Below are 21,464 nucleotides of genomic sequence, written 5' to 3'. Positions count from 1 at the left end.
CGGGCGGCGCCGAAGGGGGATCATGGTGGCGGCCCGGTGCGGATCTCTGCGCGCCGAGCCCCCGCACCCCGTGGCGCCGCCGCCGCGGGTCGGGATGCACGTGTTACCGGCGGCGCTATCCGTGCCGGGTGACGCCGGTCCCACCGAACTGAATGGGGATGCAATATTAATCCCATGAGAGCCCGGGTCCTGGTGGTCGACGACGACCCCGCACTCGCCGAGATGCTCGGCATCGTGCTGCGTAGCGAGGGTTTCCTGCCCTCGTTCGTGGCCGACGGCGAGCGGGCGTTGGCGGCTTTTCGCGACAGTCGTCCAGATATCGTCCTGCTCGACCTGATGTTGCCCGGAATGAGCGGCATTGACGTTGCCCGGTCGATCCGGGCCGAATCCGGCGTGCCGATCGTCATGCTGACCGCCAAGAGCGACACCGTCGACGTGGTGCTCGGCCTGGAATCCGGGGCCGACGACTACGTGGTCAAGCCGTTCAAGCCCAAGGAGCTGGTCGCCCGGATGCGTGCCCGGCTGCGCCGGGGCGAGGACGTGGCACCGGAGATGCTGACCATCGGGCCGCCCGGCAACCAGATCACCATCGACGTGCCGGCCCACACGGTCAGCCGCAACGACGAGGAGGTGAAGCTGACTCCGCTGGAGTTCGACCTGCTGGTCGCGCTCGCCCGTAAGCCGCGTCAGGTCTTCACCCGCGAGGTGCTGCTGGAGCAGGTCTGGGGCTACCGGCACGCGGCCGACACCCGTCTGGTCAACGTGCACGTGCAGCGACTGCGCGCCAAGATCGAGCCGGACCCGGAGCGGCCGGAAATCATCCTCACCGTGCGGGGCGTGGGCTACAAGGCGGGGACCGGATAGCCTGGTCACACTGTGTCGATCCCCCCGCCTACGCACCCCCAGAGCACGGCCATCCGCCCGCCCGGCGCTGGCCGGGAGCTCTGGCGTGCGGTGAGCGGGCGGGCCGCCCGGGTGGTGGCCCGGGTGCACAAGACCTGGCGCCGCTCACTCCAGGTCCGGGTGGTGACCATCACGTTGGTCGCGTCCAGCCTGCTGGTCGGCGGTTTCGCGTACCTGATCGCTGACAAGATCACCACGATCCTGCTGGACAACGCCCGCACGGACGTCCGGCAGCGGGTGGAGGGCGGCGCGAGCTACGCGGCCAAGCAGGTCTCCCTCTACGGCCAGCCGCAGGAGGCGCAGCTCCAGGAGACCATCGACAACACGGTCAACTACCTGGCCGGCGGCGACCCCCAGCAGACCAGCGGGGTGGTGGTGGCGATCACCGCCGAGGGCTACCCGGCCATCATCCAGGCCCGCACGGCGCCCGCGGCGAACGTCCAGCCGCTGATCAGCAAGGAACTGCGGGCCGCGGTCGCCAGCGGCCAGGTGGCCAGCCAGATCCGCACCGGTCGGCTCACCGGCGATCCGACCAAATACCTGGTGTACGGCTCGCCGGTGCCGACCCGCTTCGGTCAGATCGAGCTCTACTACCTCGTGCCGTTGACGCGGCAGGACGCCACCGCGGCCGATGCCCGAGCCACAGTCGTCGCCACCGGCGTCGCCCTGGTGATCCTGCTGGGCCTGCTCGCCGCCCTTGTCACCCGGCTTGTCGTAAACCCGGTCCGGGTTGCCGCGCGCACCGCCCAGCGGCTCTCCGCCGGCCTGCTCGACCAGCGGATGGTGGTCAACGGCGAGGACGACCTCGCCCTGCTCGCCGCCTCGTTCAACCAGATGGCGACCAACCTGCAACGGCAGATCCTCCGCCTGGAGGAGATGTCCCGGTTGCAGCGTCGGTTCACCTCCGACGTGTCGCACGAGCTGCGTACCCCGTTGACCACGGTCCGGATGGCGGCCGACCTGATCTTCGCTGAGCGCGACGAGTTCGACCCGGCGGTGGCCCGCAGCGCCGAGCTGCTCCAGGCCGAGCTGGACCGCTTCGAGGAACTGCTCACCGACCTGTTGGAGATCAGCCGGTTCGACGCGGGGTTCGCCATGCTGGACGCCGAACCGACCGATCTGGTGCCGGTGGTGCACCGGGTGGTCGACCGGCTGGCTGGCCTGGCCGAGCGGGTGGGTGTCCCGATCGAGTTGGACCTGCCGGGCACGCCGGTGATCGCCGAGGTCGACCCGCGCCGCGTCGAGCGGGTGTTGCGCAACCTGGTCGGCAATGCCGTCGAGCACGGCGAGGCCCGACCGGTGCTGATCACGCTCGGCATCGACGAGACCGCAGTGGCGATCACCGTCCGCGACCGCGGTGTGGGGCTCAAGGTGGGCGAGGAGAAGCTGGTGTTCAACCGGTTCTGGCGGGCGGACCCGTCCCGTGCCCGGCAGACCGGGGGCACCGGGCTGGGCCTGTCGATCAGCCTGGAGGACGCCCGTCTGCACGGCGGTTGGCTGGAGGCGTGGGGCGCACCGGGGCAGGGCGCCCAGTTCCGGCTCACCCTGCCGGCCCGTGCCGGTGACCGGCTGACCACCTCGCCGCTGCGCCTGGTGCCCGCCGACGCGGCGCTGCCGTTCGGCGGCCCTCGCGACGGCGGCCCGCTGGCCATCGGGCCCGGCACGGGCGGCGCGCTGGCGGTCGGCCCGGCACCGACCGGCGACGAGCAGCCCGCGGAGGTGCGCTCGTGAAGGCCCGGCCCCTGCTCGGCGCGTTCGGTGCGGCGCTGCTGCTCAGCGCCGGGTGTGGCATCCCGGCCCGGTCCGACGTGCGGGTGGACGGCAAGGCCGGCACCGCTACCGAGGCCGGGTCGGTCAACGGCCGACGCAGCGAGCCGCCGTCGCGTACGGCCAGCGGCAGCGACACCGAGGCGTTCGTGCGCAACTTCCTGTCCGCCGCCGCGGGTGAGCCGGACCGGGCCTACGAACGCGTCACGCAGTTCATCGCCCCGGAGCACAAGTCTCGCCTCCAGGTGAAGAAGGGCAGTGAGGTCGCGCTGACCGTGGTCCGGCTGGGGGACACGGTCTTCACCCTCAACAGCGACTCGACCACCACCGTCAAGATCGCCGTGCAGCAGATCGGCGTGCTCCGGACCAACGGCACCCTGGCTCCGCCGGTGGCGACCGAGACGGAGTACGAGTTCCGGCTGCGCAGCGCGGCGTTCGGCAGCACCGAGAACGACGAACGCGCCGGCCTGTACGTCCTGGACGCGCCGAACGTCCTGCTACTCAGTGACGTGGCGCTCCAGCAGTACTACCAGGACGAGTCGATCTACTTCTGGAGCTCCGACCGCACCCGGCTGGTGCCGGACCAGCGCTACCTGCCGCTGGCGGTGCCGGACGAGCGGCGGGTCAACGAGGTGGTGAAGTGGCTCGTCGGTGGGCCGTCCGAGTGGCTGCGCTCCGGCGTCGTCGGGCTGCCCGACGGCACCGAGTTGATCAACAACGCCACCGGTGCGAACAACCGGTGGGAGGTCAACCTGGATATGTCCGGTGACGACCAGAACAGGGTCGACCAACTGGTCACGCAGCTCGCGTGGTCGCTGGGCGACCTGCCGGGCGAGTTGGAGCTGAAGATCCGCAACAACTCGCAGCCCGTGCAGAATCTGAACGAGCGCCGGGTCGCCGTGCCGCTCTACCCGGTGACGGAGAGCCCGCAGCGGTTCGGCGTCTACGAGGGCGCGATCCGTCCGCTCGACTTCGTCGGCGAGCTCAGCGGACCCGTGCCGGTGGCGGACGAGGTCAATCGCAACATCGTCTCCGCCGACCTGGCCCGGGCCAACAGTCGGATCCTCGCCGCGATGGTGGTGACCAGCGGCAAGGATCGGCAACGACTCGCGGTGGGCGCCGGCGGCGCTCCGGTGGCCGTGGTCAACCGGAGCGGCAGCGAGTACGCCTCGATCAGCCGCCCGGTCTGGCTGCGGACGGTCGACGCCCGCCCCGCGCAGGGCCTGGTGGTGGCCGACGGTCGCCTCTACCGCTTCGACGAGGCCGCCCGGATGTACGAGGTGCCCCTCAACCTGCCCGCGGCCGGCGTCACGGCGGTGGCCGCCGCGTTGGACGGTCAGCGGATCGCGTTGATCGCGGGCGGCCAGGTCTACGTCGCGGCGGTCAACCTGGACGGCGCCGGGAGCGGGGTGTCCATCGGCCCGCCCCGGGCGCTGGTCACCTCACTGACCGGCCTGACCGCGGTCGACTGGATCAGGGAGGATCGGCTGGTGGTGGCCGGGTCGGCCGGCCAGCCGGCGATCTACGAGACCAGCGTGGACGGGGCCCTGGAGACACCGCTGCGCACCGACGTGGGTGCCAAGGTCAACCACCTGGCGGCGTACCCCTCCAACCGCAGTGTGCGAACGCCCAGCGGGGCATACATGTACGAGGCGAACCGGGTGGCCTACCGCAGCAGCCCGTTCGAGCGGATCGAGCCCAACCGCGTACGGGACATCACCCCGCCGCCGGCTGGCGTGCGCCCGAGCAACCCGTCCGCCCCGTTCTTCCTCTACTGACACCATGCGCGGGCTCTGGGCGGACCTCGCCGACCTGGTCCTGCCCGCCGACTGCGCGGGCTGTCGGCAGCGCCACCCGGGCCTGCGGCACGGAGTCTGCCCGGCCTGCGTGACGGCACTGGCCGCGTTGCGTCCCCGGTCGGTTCGTCCCACTCCCGCCCCGCCTGCCCTGCCGCCCTGCGTCGCCCTCGGCCCGTACGCCGGTCCGCTGCGCGAGGCCCTGCTGGCGTACAAGGAGCACGGCCGGCACGGGGTTGCCCGCCCGCTCGGCGGGCTGCTCGCCGAGGTGGTCGCGGCGGCGGTCGGTGAGGTCCGTCCGCTGGCGCTGGTGCCGGTGCCGGACACCGCTGCGGCGGCCCGGTCCCGCTACGGCGACCACCTGGGCCGGTTGGCCCGGCACTGTGCGGCCCGGCTGAGCAGGGGTGGTTGGCCGGTACGGGTGCACTGGCCGCTGCGTGCTCTGCCCCGCCCCGACTCGGTGACCCTGGACAGCGCCGGCCGCGCGGCGGCGGCCGAGGCGGCGTTCCGGCCCCGGCCCGGCGCGGCGCGCGGTCGCGGCGTGCCGGGCGGCGCGCCAGTCGTGGTGCTGCTCGACGACATCGTCACCACCGGGGTCACCCTCGCCGCGGCGGCCCGGGTGCTGGCCGCCACCGGGTGGGCACCGAGTGTCGCCGCAGTGCTCGCGGCGACCGAGAAGAGACACCACTCGTAACCGACCGTGTTTCCGTTTCACCCGTTGGTGTATGAGCTGCGGAAAATCCGGGGTGGTCTTGGCGACATGGGGTGACGGCCAGACGAACACGAGTTAGCGTTTCGCTGTCGGGGGTAGGAGGTCTTTCCATCCCGCCCTCGGCGGTGAGAGGAGGCGTAGCCGTACTGACCGGTCGACGCCAGCGGGTCTCCCCACGGCGCGCGACCGGGCTACCGGATCGAAGACGGCCGAACAAAGGAGGTCACGTGGACATCGTGGTCAAGGGCCGCAACGTCGAAGTGCCGGACCATTACCGGGTGCATGTAGCCGAGAAGCTCGCAAAGGTCGAACGCTACGACCACAAACTGATTCGCATCGATGTCGAGCTGTTTCACGAGCGCAATCCGCGCCAGGCCGACCACTGCCAGCGGGTGGAGATCACCTGCGTGTCACGGGGCCCGGTGATCCGGGCCGAGGCCTGCACGAACGACTTCTACAGCGCGCTCGACGCGGCCATCGCGAAGCTCGACACCCGACTGCGCCGCGCGGCCGACCGCCGTCGCGTACACCGGGGTCGGCACGCGCCGATCTCCGTCGCCGCCGCCACCGCCGGCCTGCCGGTCGCGGACCTGGTGGCCGCCCCGCTGAGCGCGCCGGGTGACGGCGCCCGTGGCGGCACCGCCGTCGCGGAGCGGGTGGAGGAGGAGCGCGACCAGCAGCCGTGGCACATCGCCCGGGAAAAGGTGCACCCGGCGGAGCCGATGACGATCGACGACGCGTTGTTCGAGATGGAACTGGTCGGCCACGACTTCTACCTGTTCCAGGACAAGGAGTCCGGCCGCCCCAGCGTCGTCTACCGGCGCCACGCCTACGACTACGGCATCATCTCCCTCGCTACCTGATCGAGGGCCTGACCCGCGTCGATCATGGAGTTGTGGTGGGCGGCTCGCACCGTTTCACGGCCTGTGTACCCCACCACAACTCCATGATCGTCAGCGGAGGTCGGCGGGTAGCAGCGCGAAGGTCAGGTCGTCGAGGCGGGTGCCGGCCAGGCCGGGAAGCCGGGCCCGTTGCAGGGCCTCGCGCTGGAACCCGACCCGCTCCAACACCCGGTGCGAGGCGATGTTCTCCGGCACTGTGCCGGCGGTGATCCGAGCCATCCCGGCCGGGCCGAACGCCCAGCCGGCGAGCAGCCGGACCGCGCGGGTTGCGTACCCGCGGCCCCGCCACTCGGGCAGCAGCGCGTAGCCGATCGACCCTTCGCCGCTGCGCACGTCCGAGTACGACAATCCGCAACTGCCCGCCGGCTCGCCGGTGGCCACGTCGGTGATCAGCAAGCGGGCGATCTCGCCGGTCAGCCACCCGCTCTCCGCGACCCGACAGCGCCGCTCGATCGCCTCCCACGTCGGCGGCACCGGCGGCGCCTGGTTCGCCACCACCTCGGGTCGGCTGTGCAGCCGGTACATCAACTCCGCCTCGTCCGGCCCGACCCGGCGCAGGGCCACCACCTGGTCGGTGAGCACCCCGTCGGGCAGGTCGGGCAGCAGGCGAGCGGTCGGGCCGGGCGGGTCCTCGGCGAGGCGTACCCAGGCCAGCAGGTCGTGCCGCCCACCGTTCCGGTGCTGGCCGGCGGACCGGCGCAGGCCTTCGTACCGGAAACCGGCGGCCAGGGCGACCCGCTGGCTGGCCGCGTTCTCTAACTCGGTCAGCAGTTCCAGCCGCAGCGTCCCGGTCGCGAAGGCGTGCTCACCCAACGCGCGGGTGGCGGCGGCGGCCACCCCACGCCCGCGTGCCGTCGGCCGTACCCAATAGCCGATCTCGGCCTGGCTCCGGCCCGGCACCGGGTTGTTCAGGCCGACCCCGCCGAGCAGCCGGTCGGTGCCCGGGTCCGCGATGGCGTACGCGGCGCCGCCCCCGGCCCAGACCGCGGGCGCCCCCGCGTCCAACCACCAACGGGCGTCGACCTCGGTGTACGGCGTCGGCAGGCTCGACACGAAACGCTGGCTGAGCGGGTCCGCGCAGCCGTCGACCACGTCCGCGACGTCGTCGGCCCGGAACGGCCGTAGTCGCACCCCGTGCGCCTCGACGACCGGCTGCCCTGTCACGTCAGATCCTCGGCGAGCAGCGCGGCCACCCAGACGTCCATCCGCTCGCCGCGGTGCTGTAGGCCACCCCGGGCGGTTCCCTCGAACGTGAATCCGGCCTTCTCGGCGACCCGGCGGGAGGACTTGTTGCCCACGTTCGCCTTCCACTCGATCCGCGCCAGGCCCAGCGTGGTGAACCCCCAGGCGCTGAGCGCGATCAGCGCCGCCGGCAGGTAACCCCGGCCGCGGAATGCCGGAGCGGTCATGAAACCCACGTCGGCGAGCAGCGGATCGGCTGGGGAGAGGCGCAGGTCGAGCGAGGCGACGTACCGGTCGGCCTGGTCCGCGATCACGAAACAGGCGGCGTCCCCCCGAGCCCAGGCATCCTGACCGAAGCCCTGGTACCACTGCGCGTCGGCGCGCTCGTACGGATCCGGAACCGTGGTCCAGCGGATCGTCTCCGGGTCCTGGCAGGTCTGCACCACGGCGTCCAGATCCTGCTCCTCCATCGGCCGGATTCGCAGCTCGCCGACCGGGGCCGTGGCGAACAGGGTCGGCTGGGGGCGGCCGAAGACGGCGGCCCGGCGAGCCACCAGAGTGCCCCGGCCGGCCGGACCGGCGGATCCGGGCTCGGGCACCTCGCCGGGCAGCAGCGAGCCGATCCAGGCGTCCGGGCCGCCGTCCGGCAGGTCGGCCAGCCGAACCCGACCGTCGATCCGGAACCCGGCGCGGAGCGCGACCAGCCGGGAGGCGTGATTGCCCACCTCCGCCTGCCAGATCAGCCGGCGTAGGCCGAGCGTCCGGAACGACCAGCGGGCCACCGCCCGGGTGGCCCGGACCATCACTGCCCGCCCGCGCGTCTGGGGAGTCGTCCAGTAGCCGATCGTGCCGGTGCCGTCACCGGTGATGGAGGTCAGACCGCACGAGCCGAGCAACTCCCCGGTCGCCGGGTCGCAGACCGCGAACGGCGCCCCGGTGCCCTCCGCCCAGGCCCGCCGGCTGAGTTCGGTGACGAAACCGTGTGCGTGTTCCGGTCGGTATGGGCGCGGTACGGTAGTCCAGCGCTGAATGTCGCGGTCCTGGCACGCACGGTGCACGGCGTCGGCGTCCGCCTCCTGCCAGGGCCGCAGCAGCACGCCGTCCTCGGTGATCTCCACTGGCTCCACCCGTGCATCGTGCCGGAACGTTCGCCGACGGCGTAACCGGATATCGTCGCCAGCACGCGAGTTATGTCGGGTTCGGCGGGATGGACCACCGCCACCAGTGACCATTGCGCCGAGGGAGCGCCTACGATGGTTCGAGACTGTCTAGGGGAGCGTTGATCCGTGTCGATTCTGGAAAAGGTCCTTAACGCGGGCGAGGGCCGCATGGTGCGGCGGCTCAAGGCCATCGCCAATGCCGTCAGCTCGATCGAGGACGACTACATCAACCTCACCGACGAGGAACTGGCCGGCATGACCGAACAGTTCCGGGAGCGGCTCGACGAGGGCGAGACCCTCGACGACCTGTTGCCGGAGGCGTTCGCGGTGGCCCGCGAGGCGGCCGCCAGGGTGCTCGGCCAGCGCCCGTACGACGTCCAGGTGATGGGCGGGGCGGCGCTGCACTTCGGCAACATCGCCGAGATGAAGACCGGTGAGGGTAAGACGCTGACCTCGGTCATGGCCGTCTACCTCAACGCGCTGTCCGGCAAGGGCGTCCACGTGATCACCGTCAACGACTACCTCGCCCAGCGTGACGCGGCGTGGATGGGTCGGGTGCACGAGTTCCTCGGGCTGACCGTCGGCGTGGTGCTGCCCAACCGGCCGGCCACCGAGCACAAGGCCGCCTACGAGTGCGACATCACCTACGGGACCAACAACGAGTTCGGCTTCGACTACCTGCGCGACAACATGGCCTGGTCGAAGGATGAGCTGGTCCAGCGCGGCCACAACTTCGCGGTCGTCGACGAGGTCGACTCCATCCTGATCGACGAGGCACGCACCCCGCTGATCATCTCCGGCCCGGCCGAGCACTCGGCCCGCTGGTACGGCGAGTTCGCCGGTGTGGTGGCCCGCCTCCAGCCCGGCACCGACGGCGAGGGCGACTACGAGGTCGACCACTCCAAGCGCACCATCGCGGTGACCGAGCGCGGCGTCGCCAAGGTCGAGGACCGGCTCGGCATCGACAACCTGTACGAGTCGGTGAACACTCCGCTGGTCGGCTACCTCAACAACGCCATCAAGGCCAAGGAGCTCTACAAGCGCGACAAGGACTACATCGTCAGCGACGGTGAGGTCCTGATCGTCGACGAGTTCACCGGTCGCATCCTGCACGGCCGTCGCTACAACGAGGGCATGCACCAGGCGATCGAGGCCAAGGAGGGGGTGGAGATCAAGCAGGAGAACCAGACCCTGGCCACCATCACCCTCCAGAACTACTTCCGCCTCTACGAGAAGCTGTCCGGGATGACCGGTACGGCGCAGACCGAGGCGAGCGAGTTCAACAAGGTCTACAAGGTCGGCGTCGTGACGATCCCGACCCACCGCCCGATGGTTCGCGAGGACCGGCCGGACGTCATCTACAAGACCGAGAAGGCCAAGTTCAACGCGGTAATCGAGGACATCGCCGAGCGGCACCAGATGGGCCAGCCGGTGCTGGTCGGCACCGTCTCGGTGGAAAACTCCGAGATCCTGTCCCAGTTGCTGCGCCGACGGGGCATCCCGCACAACGTGCTGAACGCCAAGTTCCACGCGCGGGAGGCCGAGATCGTCGCCCAGGCCGGGCGTAAGGGCGCGGTCACCGTGGCCACCAACATGGCCGGCCGTGGCACCGACATCCTGCTCGGCGGCAACCCCGAGTTCCTCGCGGCGAACGAGCTGCGCCAGCGCGGCCTCGACCCGCTGGAGAACGAGGAGGAGTACGCCAAGGCGATGGAGGAGGTCCTTCCCACGTGGAAGCAGGCCTGCGACGCCGAGGCGGACGAGGTCTCCGCTGCCGGCGGCCTCTACGTGCTGGGCACCGAGCGGCACGAGTCCCGACGGATCGACAACCAGCTGCGCGGTCGCGCCGGCCGGCAGGGTGACCCGGGCGAGTCCCGCTTCTACCTGTCCCTGCAGGACGAGCTGATGCGGCGCTTCCGGGCCGGTGCGGTCGAGGCGGTGATGGAGCGCTTCAACATCCCGGAGGACGTGCCCATCGAGTCCAAGATGGTCACCCGGCAGATCAAGAGCGCCCAGGCCCAGATCGAGGGCCAGAACGCCGAGATCCGCAAGAACGTGCTCAAGTACGACGAGGTGCTCAACAAGCAGCGCAAGGTCGTCTACGCCGAGCGGCTGCGGGTGCTCAACGGCGAGGACCTGTCCGAGCAGGTCCGCAACATGATCGACGAAACGGTCGAGGCGTACGTGCGGGGTGCCACCTCCGACGGTTACGGCGAGGACTGGGACCTTGAGCAGCTCTGGTCCAACCTCAAGCAGCTCTACCCGGTCGGCGTGACGATCGAGGAGATGGAGGAGGAGGCCGGCGGCTCCCGGAGCGGCATGGACGCCGACTTCCTGATCGCCCGCCTCAAGGAGGACGCGCACGCCGCGTACGACCGCCGCGAGGAGCAGCTCGGCGCCGAGGGGGTGCGTCAGCTCGAGCGGATGGTCCTGCTCCAGGTGATCGACCGCAAGTGGCGTGAGCACCTCTACGAGATGGACTACCTCCAGGAGGGCATCAACCTCCGGGCGTACGCCCAGCGCGACCCGGTGGTGGAATACCAGCGCGAGGGCTTCGACATGTTCGCCACCATGATGGACGGCATCAAGGAGGAGACTGTCGGTTTCCTCTACAACATGGATGTCCAGGTCACCGAACCGGAAGCCGCCGAGGAGTCGGACGAGGTCACGCTGCTCGACAAGCCGGTCGAGATCCGGGCCAAGGGCCTCAACCGGGCGCCGCAGCGGCAGGGCCTGCAATATTCCGCCCCGACCATCGACGGCGAGTCCAGCCCCGGCGCGGTCGCCGTCGAGCAGGCGGAGCAGCAGGCGCCGGCGCTCGGCGTGGGTCGTCCGGCACCGGGTGCCCCGGCGGCACCGGGTCGCAATGCTCCGTCCTCGCCGCAGCGGCCGGGCTCCGGGCTGCGCGGTCCGGCGGTCCCGTCGGCAGCTTCCCGTCGGGCAGCTCCCAACCAGGCCGAGGCGAGCAACGGCCCGTCCCGCAACGCGCCGTGCCCCTGTGGCTCGGGTCGCAAGTACAAGCGCTGCCACGGTGCCCCCAACGGCGGCAACTGACCGACAGCACGTCCCGACAGGCCCCGGCCCATCAGGCCGGGGCCTGTCGGCGTCTCCGGCCTTCCGAACGGCGCCGCCGGGTTCGGCGCGCACCTCGTGTGGTCGGCCACCAACGCCGGACAGTGCACCGGCGCACGTACGACGCCGCTGGGTTCGGCGCACCTCGCGTGGTCGGCCCTCAACGCCGGACGGTGCACCGGCGCACGCACGGCGCCGCTGGGTTCGGCGCACCTCGCGTGGTCGGCCCCAACGCCGCCGGCCACGCACGACGCCGCGCCTCTGCGCCGGTGTTCCCGGGTTGGGTGCCCTGCTCGATGAAGATCGTCACGGTTTCCCGGAAGTCGGTGTATCCGCCCTTGCCCGATGGCCCGACTTCCAGGAAGTCGAGGTGATCAGGGGAGCGGTATCCGGTGTTGGGGCCGCGAACAGCCCTGGCCAGGAGGCGGCTCGTAGGGCGCCGTGTGGGGGCCGCTGTCAGAGGACGTGCAGGGCGGTGCAGAGCCAGCGCCCCCGGCGGTGCTCCAGGCGCAGCGCCATGGCCCAGCTCTGACCGCCCGCGCCGGTGAGGACGGCAGCCGCCTCGACCGCAGCCTCCCGAGGCTCGCAGAGTCGCAGCCGGAGCAGTCGGACCGCTGGCCGGGCGGCACGGCGGCGGCTCGGCCCCGCCCGCCCGGTCGCCCGCGCGAGTTCGGTGAGCAGTTCGACGGCACGGCCCGGGTCGAGCAGTGGGCGGATCTGCGCCGGTGACCGGTAGCCGTTGACCACCTCCAGGCACATGCCGACGAAGCGGTGCGCGGCCCGCGTCGCCTCGGGGGCGGTCGCCGGTGGCAACGGGGCGCCGGGGTGGGTGGTGGGTCGGGTGGGCACTCGGCGGAGGACCGCGCGCCGCTCCGCGGGCCGGACCGGGTCCGGTCGGTTCGCGGCGAACAGGTCGAGGGCGAGTTGGCCGTGCGTGGGCGCCGGCCAGTACGTCTCGTCCGGGTATGGCGGGTCGATGGGCGGGACCGCGCGCAGCCGCACGGGTGGTCGGGAGGGACCGGGTCGCCGCTCGCTCATCGCTGCCCCCTATGATCTTGCGTTTGCTTTCGTTTGCCTCCGACAGTTCCGATTCTGAGCGATAGAACGGCCCCGGTCAATGCTCAAGAGGGGAATCGCCTGCCACGCGGGCGTGATCGACTCCAGATCGCCGATATTGCGGCATCCGAGCAGGTCGGACGCCCCAATGTCGGCGATCTGGAGTGGATCACGCCAGCCCGGCACGCCAGCCAAGCGCGGCACGCCAGCGCGGCACGCCAGCGCGGCACGCCAGCCCGGCACGCCAGCCCAGCCCGGCAAGCCAGACCAGGTCAGCCCGGCACGCCAGCGCGGCGGCGGGCCGGCGGGCAGAGCAGCAGGTTGGCGGGCTGGGCTGCAGGTGGCGGGCGGGCCGGTGGAACGGCAGGTCGGGGCGGCGCCATCGCGCCGGCGAGCCGAGTCGGGCGGGACCTGACTGGGCGGGACCTGACTGGGTGGGAGTGACCTGCGGCTCGCGGCTACTCGGGCTCGCGGTCGACGAGGGGGTTGCCGCGAACCCAGTCGGCGGTCTCGGCGTACTTCTGGGCGATGTACTCCTCCAGCCGGGCGCGCTCGACCCGCCACTGCCCGCGCCCGCCGATCTTGATCGCCGGCAGCTCCCCGCTGCGGACCATGTGGTAGACCTGCGAGTCCGACACGTTCAGCTCGGTGGCCACGTCGGAGAGCAGCAGGAACCTCGGCTCCACAGACAACTCCCGGGGTTGATGTCGTTTGCCTCAGTTTGCCACCGACAAGCCCCACCGCCCAACACCGGCCGGCCGAATGCAGGCCAAACAGCGGCGGACACACCGGCGGACACACCGGTGGAAAACTTCCTCCGACCGCAGGCGAGGTGTATGACGGTCACGGCGTGCGGCATGATCTGCGCCCGTGCCGGCGGCCGCCGGTGGAGGACTGTGAGCGGGGAGACGACCGGTGACCGACGAGCTTGTCCGGGTGTACGTGCCGGCGACCGTACCGATGCTGGCCCGCCTGCGCGAGCAGGGGCTGACCGCCGAACGGGCGCACGCCGTGACCCCGGCGCTGCGTGAATGGTACGCCGAGGGCGACGAGGAGGAGTTGGAGTACGTCGCGTTCACCCGGGCCGCCCAGGACGCGCTGCACCTGCTCCGGGCCGACCCGGCCGCGCCCCGCCGCCGAGTGGTCGTCTCGGTCGACCTACCCCCGGCCGCGCTCGGTCGGGGCGACGATGAGCTGGGCTCCAGCACGGTGATGTTGGCCGGCACTGTGCCGCAGGGCGCTGTCGCGGCGATCCATGTCGACGGCGCGGACGCCGTCGAGGAGGTCGCCGCGGCGGCCGACGTGGTTGCCGAGGCCGCAGCCGGGGACCCGGACGCGCAGTTCACCGTCGACGGCGCCGAGGACCACGAGCTGGAGTGGTACGACGTGTCGGAGCTGGACCTGCTGCTACGCGCCGCGGACTGACCCGGGGACGGGCCAGCGTGGGCCACCGGCAGACACCGTAGTGGCCGGCCAGCGCGTGCAGTAGCTGTCAGCGGGCCGGATCGACCCGGGCCGGACCGGCGTCGACGGCGTCCGGATCGGCCGCGTCCGACTCGCCCGCATCGGCCGTCTCAACCGGGCTGACGGGTGCGGTCGGGTCCGGAGCGGCGTCCGGGCCGTTGGCCGAGATGGGCTCATCGTCGGGGGTCGGCCCGAGGGTGCGGCCGAACGCGATGAGCGCGGTCAGCGCCCCCACGAACAGCACCCAGATGCCGTTGTCCACCCGTGAGGTGCCCAGCGAGGTCTGTGCCACCGCGTCGGCCTCGCTGAGCGCGCTGGCCAGGTCCAGGAGTGACCGGCCGCCGATCCGGATGATCACCTCGGCGAGCAGCAGGAGGAGCCCCGGCCCGGCGCCGGCGAGCAGGTACGCCGGCCAGCGCAGCGCCGCCGCGCTCGGGTCACGCCGCAGGGCTCGCCGCCGCGCCCAGGTGAGGTAGCCGAAGGCGAGCAGCCCGGCCAGCAGCCCAGCCACGAGCGACTCGGTGCGCGAGACCCACTTGGCGGCGTCGACCAGGGACTGCTGGGTGTCGCCCGCGCCGAAGAGGTTGAACAGCGGGTCCCGGGCGCGGCTGAACGCCACCACGAAGATCAGCGTGCCCAGCGCGGCCGTCACCACGGCCCCGACCGCCGGGGCCGTCCGCGCACCGGCGGCCGCGCCGCCGATGATCGCGGCGGCCGCCGTGGTGCCGGCGATCACGTTGGTGGTCGAGGTGTCGAAGTACGTGAGGTTGATCGCCAGCGCGGCGGCCAGCCCGACCAGCATTCCGGCGCCGATCGCGCCGACGAACCGCAGGGTGATCGAGTCGCCGTACCGGCGGGACAGCAGGTTGCCGAAGGCCAGGGCGGTGGCGGCCCCGGCCACCAACGCGGCCGAGATCACGCCGGGCAGGGCGAACGCGGACAGGCTGATCGCGGTGATCCCCTCGGCGGCCGAGGTGATGGCCTCCCGGGTCGACCAGAGCATCGCGGCCAGCCAGCCGAGCGTCAGCAGCGCGAGCACCGCCGCGCCGGGCGCGGGCGCCGACCGACCCTCGGGGGTGGCGTCGACCGCCGGCTGGTCCGACTCCGCGGCTGGGACGCGGCCGGGCTGCTTGGTCATCGTCTCCCCTTCGAGGCGGCAGGTCACCGCCATTCAGGGTACGCGGACCCGGCGGAGTGCCCGTCGACCCTGGGTACGACCAGCTTGGCGCTCGCAAGGCAGCCACCCGCCGTGCCGGCGTCCCGGGTGTACGGGTCACCCGATCGAGACCGGGCGGTAAGGGTTGAAGGGCGGACCGGTCCTTGGCGACAGGGCGGTGGTGGAGGTGAGGTGACCAGGGCCGCATGGAAGAATCAGGGGAGGTCCCGTCGCTGCCCGGCCACCCTGTGCGGCGTCCGGTGCCCGGCCGTCCGGTCGGTGCCCGTGGGTCCGATTTCGCCATCGCTGTCGACATCGCCAGGAGCGTTGATGGATGCCGTGTTCTCCGTACCCGAGCCGCGCAACGAGCCGGTTCGCAACTACGAGCCGGGCAGCGGAGACCGGGAGCGGCTCCAGCGGCGGCTGACCGAGCTGGCCGCCGAACGCATCGACCTGCCGATGACCATCGGCGGCGAGCAGCGGATGGCCGCCGGTGACCCGATCAACGTGGTGCAGCCGCACAAGCACGCCCACGTGCTCGGCGTGACCGCGCACGCCACCCACGACGACGCCCGCGCCGCGATCAAGGCGGCCAAGGACGCCGCCCCGATGTGGCGGGCGCTGCCGTTCGAGGAGCGCGCCGCGATCTTCCTGCGGGCCGCCGAGTTGCTCGCCGGCCCGTGGCGCGACACCCTCAACGCCGCCACCATGCTCGGCCAGTCGAAGACCGCGATCCAGGCGGAGATCGACGCGGCCTGCGAGTTCATCGACTTCCTCCGGTTCAACGTGCACTTCGCCCGCCGCCTGCTCGAGGAGCAGCCGGCGTCGTCGCCCGGCGTCTGGAACCGCTTCGACCACCGCCCGTTGGAGGGCTTCGTCTACGCGGTCACCCCGTTCAACTTCACGGCCATCGCCGGCAACCTGCCGTCGGCGCCGGCCCTGCTGGGCAACACCGTGATCTGGAAGCCGGGCCCGACCCAGCAGTTCGCCGCGCACTTCACCATGCGGCTGTTCGAGGCCGCCGGCCTGCCGCCCGGCGTGATCAACATGGTGACCGGCCGGGGCGAGGAGGTCTCCGACGTCGTGCTCGCCGACCCGGACCTGGCCGGGATCCACTTCACCGGCTCGACCAAGGTCTTCCAGCAGCTGTGGCGGACCGTCGGCGACAACATCGCGCGCTACCGGGGCTACCCCCGACTGGTCGGCGAGACCGGCGGCAAGGACTTCGTGGTCGCGCACACCAGCGCCGACGTGGACGCCCTGCACACCGCGCTGATCCGTGGCGCCTACGAGTACCAGGGCCAGAAGTGCTCGGCGGCCTCCCGGGCGTACGTGCCGCGCTCGCTCTGGGAGGGTGGGCTGCGGGACCGCCTGGCCGCCACCGCGGACTCGCTGACCTACGGCGACGTGGCCGACTTCGGCAACTTCGGCGGCGCGGTGATCGACGACCGGGCGTTCGCCCGGCACACCGCCGCGTTGGAGCTGATCGCCGGTGACGACTCCTGCCGGGTGCTGGCCGGCGGCACCGCCGACGACTCGGTCGGCTACTTCGTCCGGCCGACGCTCTTCGAGTGCGCCGACGCCGCCCACGAAACCTTCACCACCGAGTACTTCGGGCCGATCCTGGGCGTGCACGTGTTCGACGACGCGCGCTTCGACGATGTGGTCGCGCAGGCCGAGTCGATCGCCCCGTACGCGCTGACCGGGTCGGTCTTCGCCACCGACCGCCGGGTGATCGACGCGGTCGGCGAGCGGATGCGGTACGCGGCGGGCAACTTCTACATCAACGACAAGCCCACCGGGGCGGTCGTCGGGCAGCAGCCGTTCGGCGGCGCCCGGGCCAGTGGCACCAACGACAAGGCGGGCTCCTGGCTCAACCTGGTCCGTTGGCTGTCACCGCGGACGATCAAGGAGACCTTCGTTCCGCCGACCGACCACACGTACCCCCACATGGGCTGACCTGCCACACCCCGCCGGCGGTGCGCGCAGCGCTGTCGGCGGGCGGCCCGGTCGCCGCAATCCATCGATAGTCCTCAACGGACAGTCTGCCGCCGACAGTGCACTTAGGAAGACCTGTCGAGTGGCAAACCGCCAAATCCTGGACGCCGGCAGCGCAAAGTGGCAGCGTAACGGGCATGGCGGAATCCGGAGTCAACCCCACGGCGGCGGCCCTGCTCGGGCTGCTCCACGAGGGTCCAATGACAGGCGGCCAGTTGATGGCCGCCGCAGAGCGCCGACTGGCGCCGTACTGGTCGATGACCCGCAGTCAGGTCTACCGGGAGTTGCCGGTGCTGGCCGAGCGGGGTTACGTGCGGCTCGGCAAGCCGGGCCCGCGGATGAGCCAGCCGTACGCGCTCACCGCCAGCGGAAAACGGACATTTTCCCGCTGGTTGGCGGAGAACCCGGGGCGGGACACCATCCGCAACCCGATCGCGCTCCGGATGGCCTTCGGCAACCTGCACTCCGCCAGCCAGCTCAAGAGCCTGTACGCCTCCGCCAACGAATACCACACCGAGGCCCTGGCGCAGGTACGGGAACAGGTCAAGAACGCCAAACGGGACGGCGAGACGTACGACGCCAGCGCGCTGGAGTTCGCGGTCGCCTACCACCGAGCGGCGCTGTCGTGGCTGAAGTCCGCCCCCGTCGGGTGATGATCGGCGGGTTCCCGCATACGGAACGAGCTGCTCCGGCCGCGGCACAGTACGCTTGTCTGTTGTGACCGCTGCCGATTACGCCGAACAGCTCAAGGAACTCGACGCGACCCTGCGCAACATCGAGGCCGTCCTCAACCTGGACCGCCTGCACGAGGACAAGGCCCGCCTGGAGCAGGAGGCGTCCGCCCCTGACCTGTGGGACGACCAGGCCAAGGCGCAGCAGGTGACCTCGCAGCTGTCGTACGTCAACGGCGAGATCAGCAAGCTGGGCAGCCTGCGCTCCCAGCTCGACGACGCCCGGGTGCTGCTGGAGCTGGCCGAGGCCGAATCCGACCCGGGTGTGCTGACCGAGGTCGAGGTGGAGATCACCGGGCTGACCAAGGCCATCCAGGAGATGGAGGTCCGCACCCTGCTCTCCGGCGAGTACGACTCCCGGGAGGCGCTGATCGCCATCCGGGCCGGCGCCGGTGGCGTGGACGCGGCGGACTTCGCCGAGATGCTGCTGCGGATGTACCTGCGCTGGGCGGAGCGGCACGGCTACCCGACCGAGGTCTACGAGACCTCGTACGCCGAGGAGGCGGGCCTGAAGTCGGCCACCTTCGCGGTCAAGGTGCCCTACGCGTACGGCACCCTCAGTGTCGAGTCGGGCACCCACCGGCTGGTCCGGATCAGCCCGTTCGACAACCAGGGCCGCCGGCAGACCAGCTTCGCGGGCGTCGAGGTCCTGCCGGTGACCGAGCAGACCGACCACATCGACATCCCGGAGAACGAGGTACGGGTCGACGTCTACCGTTCCTCCGGCCCCGGTGGGCAGAGCGTCAACACCACCGACTCGGCGGTCCGGCTCACCCACATTCCGACCGGCATCGTGGTGACCTGCCAGAACGAGAAGTCCCAGCTACAGAACAAGGCCTCCGCGCTGCGGGTGCTCCAGGCCCGCCTGTTGGAGCGCAAGCGCCAGGAGGAGCAGGCCAAGCTGGAGGGTCTCAAGGAGAACGCCGCCGGTTCGTGGGGCGACCAGATGCGCTCCTACGTCCTGCACCCGTATCAGATGGTGAAGGATCTCCGAACCGAGCAGGAGACCGGCAATCCGAGCGCGGTCTTCGACGGCGACTTGGACGGTTTCATCGAGGCTGGCATCCGCTGGCGCAAGCAGCGGCAGCTCGCCGGCAACGGTGCGTGACGGCTCGCGGGCGGAGCGCGTCATCGATCTCCAGGTAGAGGCCTGAATCGACGACGCGCGCCGCTTCTGCGGGGCGTGGGGCTTGGCTAAGTTGTTACACCGCGTAGACTCACCACCCGTGATTCAGCTTGAGCAAGTGACGAAGACGTACCCGAAGGCGTCCCGGCCTTCGCTCGACAACGTGTCCGTCTCGATCGAGAAGGGCGAGTTCGTCTTCTTCATCGGTCCATCCGGCTCCGGCAAGTCCACGATCATCAAGATGCTGCTGCACGAGGTCGCCCCGAACAAGGGGCGGGTCATCGTCAACAGCAAGGACGTCACCTCGATGCGTTCCTGGAAGCGACCCCACTTCCGGCGCTCGATCGGCTGTGTCTTCCAGGACTTCCGGCTGCTGCCGAACCGCACCGCGTACGAGAACGTGGCGTTCGCCCTTGAGGTGATCGGCAAGACCAAGGCGGTTGCCCGCCGGGTCGTGCCGGAGGTGCTGGAGCTGGTCGGGCTCGGTGGCAAGGAGCACCGCTACCCGCACGAGCTCTCCGGTGGTGAGCAGCAGCGGGTCGCCGTCGCCCGGGCCTTCGTGAACCGCCCGCTGATCCTGCTGGCGGACGAGCCGACGGGAAACCTGGACCCGGACACCTCGATCGAGATCATGCGCCTGCTGGACCGGATCAACCGCACCGGCACGACCGTCGTGATGGTCACCCACGACTCCAACATCGTGAACCAGATGCGCCGCCGCGTCATCGAGATCGAGAGCGGCCGCATCGTGCGTGACCAGGCCCGCGGCGTCTACGGGTGAGCCGGCGCTCCACCCCTGCGCAGCCTGACGACGAACACTTCATGCCGGAGACCCGGAGGAAATCCCGATGCGCGTGAAATACGTCCTGTCCGAGGTACTGGTCGGACTGTGGCGCAACGTGACCATGACTGTCGCGATGATCATCACGATGGCGGTCTCGCTGACCATGCTCGGTGCCAGCGGTCTCATGTACCGCCAGGTTGACGACATGAAGGACCTCTACTACAAGAACATCGAGGTTTCGATCTTCTTGAACCAGGAGGTGAGCGAGCAGCAGCGCACCGACCTGAACGCCCAGCTGGACGGCGACCCCCTGGTCAAGGCTGTCACCTACGTCAACAAGGACGAGGCGTACAAGAAGTTCCAGGAGATGTACCAGGACGCACCGGACCTGGTGAACGCGGTCAAGCCGGACCAGCTGCCCGAGTCGTTCCGGCTGAAGCTGGTCAACCCGGAGCAGTACAAGGACATTTACGACAAGTACAAGGACACCGAGGGCGTCGACGAGATCGTCGACCAGAGTCGACTGTTGGACAAGATCTTCGACGTCCTCACCGCGATCCAGAACATCGCCCTGGCCGCCGCGATCGTGATGGCCGTCGCCGCGCTGCTCCTGGTGGCCAACACCATCCAGGTCGCCGCGTACAGCAAGCGGCGTGAGGTGGCGGTCATGAAGCTGGTCGGCGCGTCCAACTGGTTCATCCAGGCGCCGTTCGTGCTGGAGGCCGTCGTGGCCGGCCTGATCGGCTCACTGCTCGGCCTGGTGGCCCTGGTCGCGGCGAAGTATCTGCTCTTCGACGGATCGCTCAGAGCGTTGCAGGGCCTGATGTCGCCGATCAGCTGGGGTGACATCCTGTTCGTCTTCCCGCTGATGGCCGGCGTCGGTGGCCTGATCAGCGCCGCCACCGCCTGGATCACCCTCCGCTTCTACCTGCGGGTCTAGGCACCGTACGGGTCGTCCCGTCGTCTCCCGGGGACCCTCCCGCGGCCGGAAATAAACGGCGCGGGAGGGTCCTTGTCATTCAGGTAGCATGATCGGTTGTCCGGCCGGGGTGGCCCCGGCCACGGACGTCGGAGGAGAGGGGGTGGCACCGATGCCACGGGAAAAGGGGCGCAAGGTGGTCGCCTCCAACAAGAAGGCACGCCACGACTACTCGATCCTCGACACGTACGAGGCGGGCATGGCGCTCACCGGCACCGAGGTCAAGTCGCTGCGGGCCGGGCGGGCGTCGCTGGTCGACGCGTTCGCCCAGGAGCGCGACGGCGAGTTGTACCTGCACGCGATGCACATTCCGGAGTACACCCAGGGCACCTGGACCAACCACGAGCCCCGGCGTACCCGCAAGTTGCTGCTCAACCGCGGTGAGATCGACAAGCTGATCGGCAAGACCCGCGAGGGCGGGCTGACGATCGTCCCGTTGCAGGTCTACTTCTCCGACGGCTGGGCCAAGGTCGAGATCGCCCTGGCCAAGGGCAAGAAGTCGTACGACAAGCGTCAGGACCTCGCCAAGCGGGACGCGGACCGGGAGATCGCCCGGGTGTCCGGTCGGCGCGGCAAGGGCATGGGTGACTGATTCATCCCGTCTGTCCGGGTCGGCGCGTCGGCCCGGGGCTCGGGATGAAAGCTGTTGCGCCAGGCGTTAGTCTTGTCAGTGCCG

18 protein-coding genes are annotated in these 21,464 nt (G+C 70.7%); 13 read left to right on the top strand and 5 right to left on the bottom strand.

Annotation, left to right across the window (positions count from 1 at the left end; genetic code table 11):
- The first annotated feature begins 174 nt into the window (after nucleotides 1-174).
- The 5 genes from mtrA to raiA all read left to right on the top strand — a co-directional run bounded on the left by mtrA (nucleotide 175) and on the right by raiA (nucleotide 6,041).
- On the top strand, nucleotides 175-864 hold the full coding sequence (gene mtrA, locus ABZ808_RS20565; RefSeq protein WP_007455837.1) for an MtrAB system response regulator MtrA: 690 nt from the start codon (nucleotides 175-177) through the stop codon (nucleotides 862-864).
- 51 nt (nucleotides 865-915) lie between these two features.
- Entirely contained in the window at nucleotides 916-2,634 is a 1,719-nt protein-coding gene (mtrB, locus tag ABZ808_RS20560; protein ID WP_357009539.1) for an MtrAB system histidine kinase MtrB, read from the top strand.
- Nucleotides 2,631-4,448: an LpqB family beta-propeller domain-containing protein gene (locus ABZ808_RS20555; RefSeq protein ID WP_357008752.1), complete on the top strand. Its 1,818-nt coding sequence runs from the start codon at nucleotides 2,631-2,633 to the stop codon at nucleotides 4,446-4,448. Before mtrB ends, ABZ808_RS20555 begins: the two co-directional genes overlap by 4 nt.
- A 4-nt stretch (nucleotides 4,449-4,452) precedes the next feature.
- A complete protein-coding gene (locus tag ABZ808_RS20550) occupies nucleotides 4,453-5,160 on the top strand; it encodes a ComF family protein (protein WP_357008749.1) in 708 nt (235 codons plus the stop codon).
- Nucleotides 5,161-5,405: 245 nt separating this feature from the next.
- Nucleotides 5,406-6,041: a ribosome-associated translation inhibitor RaiA gene (raiA, locus tag ABZ808_RS20545; RefSeq protein WP_357008745.1), complete on the top strand. Its 636-nt coding sequence runs from the start codon at nucleotides 5,406-5,408 to the stop codon at nucleotides 6,039-6,041.
- A gap of 90 nt (nucleotides 6,042-6,131) precedes the next feature.
- Here the strand turns inward: raiA and ABZ808_RS20540 are convergent, their stop codons facing one another.
- Both ABZ808_RS20540 and ABZ808_RS20535 read right to left on the bottom strand, forming a co-directional pair.
- Nucleotides 6,132-7,211, bottom strand: a complete 1,080-nt coding sequence (locus ABZ808_RS20540) for a GNAT family N-acetyltransferase (protein WP_357009536.1) — start codon at nucleotides 7,209-7,211, stop codon at nucleotides 6,132-6,134.
- Nucleotides 7,212-7,240: 29 nt separating this feature from the next.
- Complete coding sequence (locus ABZ808_RS20535) at nucleotides 7,241-8,389, bottom strand: GNAT family N-acetyltransferase (protein WP_357008742.1); 1,149 nt, start codon at nucleotides 8,387-8,389, stop codon at nucleotides 7,241-7,243.
- A 159-nt stretch (nucleotides 8,390-8,548) separates the two neighbouring features.
- Here ABZ808_RS20535 and secA point away from each other — a divergent pair, with 159 nt between their 5' ends.
- Complete coding sequence (gene secA, locus ABZ808_RS20530; RefSeq protein WP_357008739.1) at nucleotides 8,549-11,476, top strand: preprotein translocase subunit SecA; 2,928 nt, start codon at nucleotides 8,549-8,551, stop codon at nucleotides 11,474-11,476.
- Between the two features lie 474 nt (nucleotides 11,477-11,950).
- On the opposite strand, the gene ABZ808_RS20525 is transcribed toward secA, so the two are convergent.
- Together ABZ808_RS20525 and ABZ808_RS20520 are read right to left on the bottom strand one after the other, a co-directional pair.
- Nucleotides 11,951-12,532, bottom strand: coding sequence for an Rv3235 family protein (locus ABZ808_RS20525; protein ID WP_357008736.1), 582 nt, complete (start codon nucleotides 12,530-12,532; stop codon nucleotides 11,951-11,953).
- Between the two features lie 476 nt (nucleotides 12,533-13,008).
- A complete protein-coding gene (locus ABZ808_RS20520; protein WP_357008733.1) occupies nucleotides 13,009-13,236 on the bottom strand; it encodes a helix-turn-helix domain-containing protein in 228 nt (75 codons plus the stop codon).
- A 229-nt stretch (nucleotides 13,237-13,465) separates the two neighbouring features.
- Here ABZ808_RS20520 and ABZ808_RS20515 point away from each other — a divergent pair, with 229 nt between their 5' ends.
- Nucleotides 13,466-13,975, top strand: coding sequence for a hypothetical protein (locus ABZ808_RS20515; RefSeq protein WP_357008730.1), 510 nt, complete (start codon nucleotides 13,466-13,468; stop codon nucleotides 13,973-13,975).
- A gap of 67 nt (nucleotides 13,976-14,042) precedes the next feature.
- Here the strand turns inward: ABZ808_RS20515 and ABZ808_RS20510 are convergent, their stop codons facing one another.
- On the bottom strand, nucleotides 14,043-15,152 hold the full coding sequence (locus ABZ808_RS20510) for a hypothetical protein (RefSeq protein WP_357008727.1): 1,110 nt from the start codon (nucleotides 15,150-15,152) through the stop codon (nucleotides 14,043-14,045).
- Nucleotides 15,153-15,500: 348 nt separating this feature from the next.
- Here ABZ808_RS20510 and pruA point away from each other — a divergent pair, with 348 nt between their 5' ends.
- From pruA to smpB, 6 genes are all read left to right on the top strand, one after another.
- The gene (pruA, locus tag ABZ808_RS20505; RefSeq protein ID WP_357008724.1) at nucleotides 15,501-17,129 is read left to right on the top strand and encodes an L-glutamate gamma-semialdehyde dehydrogenase; all 1,629 of its coding nucleotides are present in this window, start codon (nucleotides 15,501-15,503) and stop codon (nucleotides 17,127-17,129) included.
- Nucleotides 17,130-17,305: 176 nt separating this feature from the next.
- On the top strand, nucleotides 17,306-17,821 hold the full coding sequence (locus ABZ808_RS20500; RefSeq protein WP_357008722.1) for a PadR family transcriptional regulator: 516 nt from the start codon (nucleotides 17,306-17,308) through the stop codon (nucleotides 17,819-17,821).
- A 64-nt stretch (nucleotides 17,822-17,885) separates the two neighbouring features.
- Complete coding sequence (gene prfB / locus ABZ808_RS20495; protein ID WP_357008719.1) at nucleotides 17,886-19,007, top strand: peptide chain release factor 2; 1,122 nt, start codon at nucleotides 17,886-17,888, stop codon at nucleotides 19,005-19,007.
- Between the two features lie 118 nt (nucleotides 19,008-19,125).
- Nucleotides 19,126-19,806: a cell division ATP-binding protein FtsE gene (gene ftsE / locus ABZ808_RS20490; protein WP_357008716.1), complete on the top strand. Its 681-nt coding sequence runs from the start codon at nucleotides 19,126-19,128 to the stop codon at nucleotides 19,804-19,806.
- Nucleotides 19,807-19,873: 67 nt separating this feature from the next.
- Complete coding sequence (ftsX, locus tag ABZ808_RS20485; protein WP_357008713.1) at nucleotides 19,874-20,749, top strand: permease-like cell division protein FtsX; 876 nt, start codon at nucleotides 19,874-19,876, stop codon at nucleotides 20,747-20,749.
- Between the two features lie 151 nt (nucleotides 20,750-20,900).
- Complete coding sequence (smpB, locus tag ABZ808_RS20480) at nucleotides 20,901-21,380, top strand: SsrA-binding protein SmpB (RefSeq protein WP_357008710.1); 480 nt, start codon at nucleotides 20,901-20,903, stop codon at nucleotides 21,378-21,380.
- Nucleotides 21,381-21,464: the final 84 nt, after the last annotated feature.

Origin of the sequence: Micromonospora sp. NPDC047527 (genome assembly GCF_040643015.1) — a bacterium.
Classification (GTDB): Bacteria; Actinomycetota; Actinomycetes; order Mycobacteriales; family Micromonosporaceae; genus Micromonospora.
Note: the sequence above shows the minus strand (reverse complement) of the source record. Positions and strands in the feature narration are given on the sequence as shown.

Coding starts and splice junctions, on each gene's coding strand:
- mtrA (WP_007455837.1), top strand. CDS start 175: ATGAGAGCCCGGGTCCTGGTGGTCGACGACGACCCCGCACTCGCCGAG.
- ABZ808_RS20550 (WP_357008749.1), top strand. CDS start 4,453: ATGCGCGGGCTCTGGGCGGACCTCGCCGACCTGGTCCTGCCCGCCGAC.
- ABZ808_RS20525 (WP_357008736.1), bottom strand. CDS start 12,532: ATGAGCGAGCGGCGACCCGGTCCCTCCCGACCACCCGTGCGGCTGCGC.
- ABZ808_RS20510 (WP_357008727.1), bottom strand. CDS start 15,152: ATGACCAAGCAGCCCGGCCGCGTCCCAGCCGCGGAGTCGGACCAGCCG.
- pruA (WP_357008724.1), top strand. CDS start 15,501: ATGGATGCCGTGTTCTCCGTACCCGAGCCGCGCAACGAGCCGGTTCGC.
- ABZ808_RS20500 (WP_357008722.1), top strand. CDS start 17,306: ATGGCGGAATCCGGAGTCAACCCCACGGCGGCGGCCCTGCTCGGGCTG.
- ftsX (WP_357008713.1), top strand. CDS start 19,874: ATGCGCGTGAAATACGTCCTGTCCGAGGTACTGGTCGGACTGTGGCGC.
- smpB (WP_357008710.1), top strand. CDS start 20,901: ATGCCACGGGAAAAGGGGCGCAAGGTGGTCGCCTCCAACAAGAAGGCA.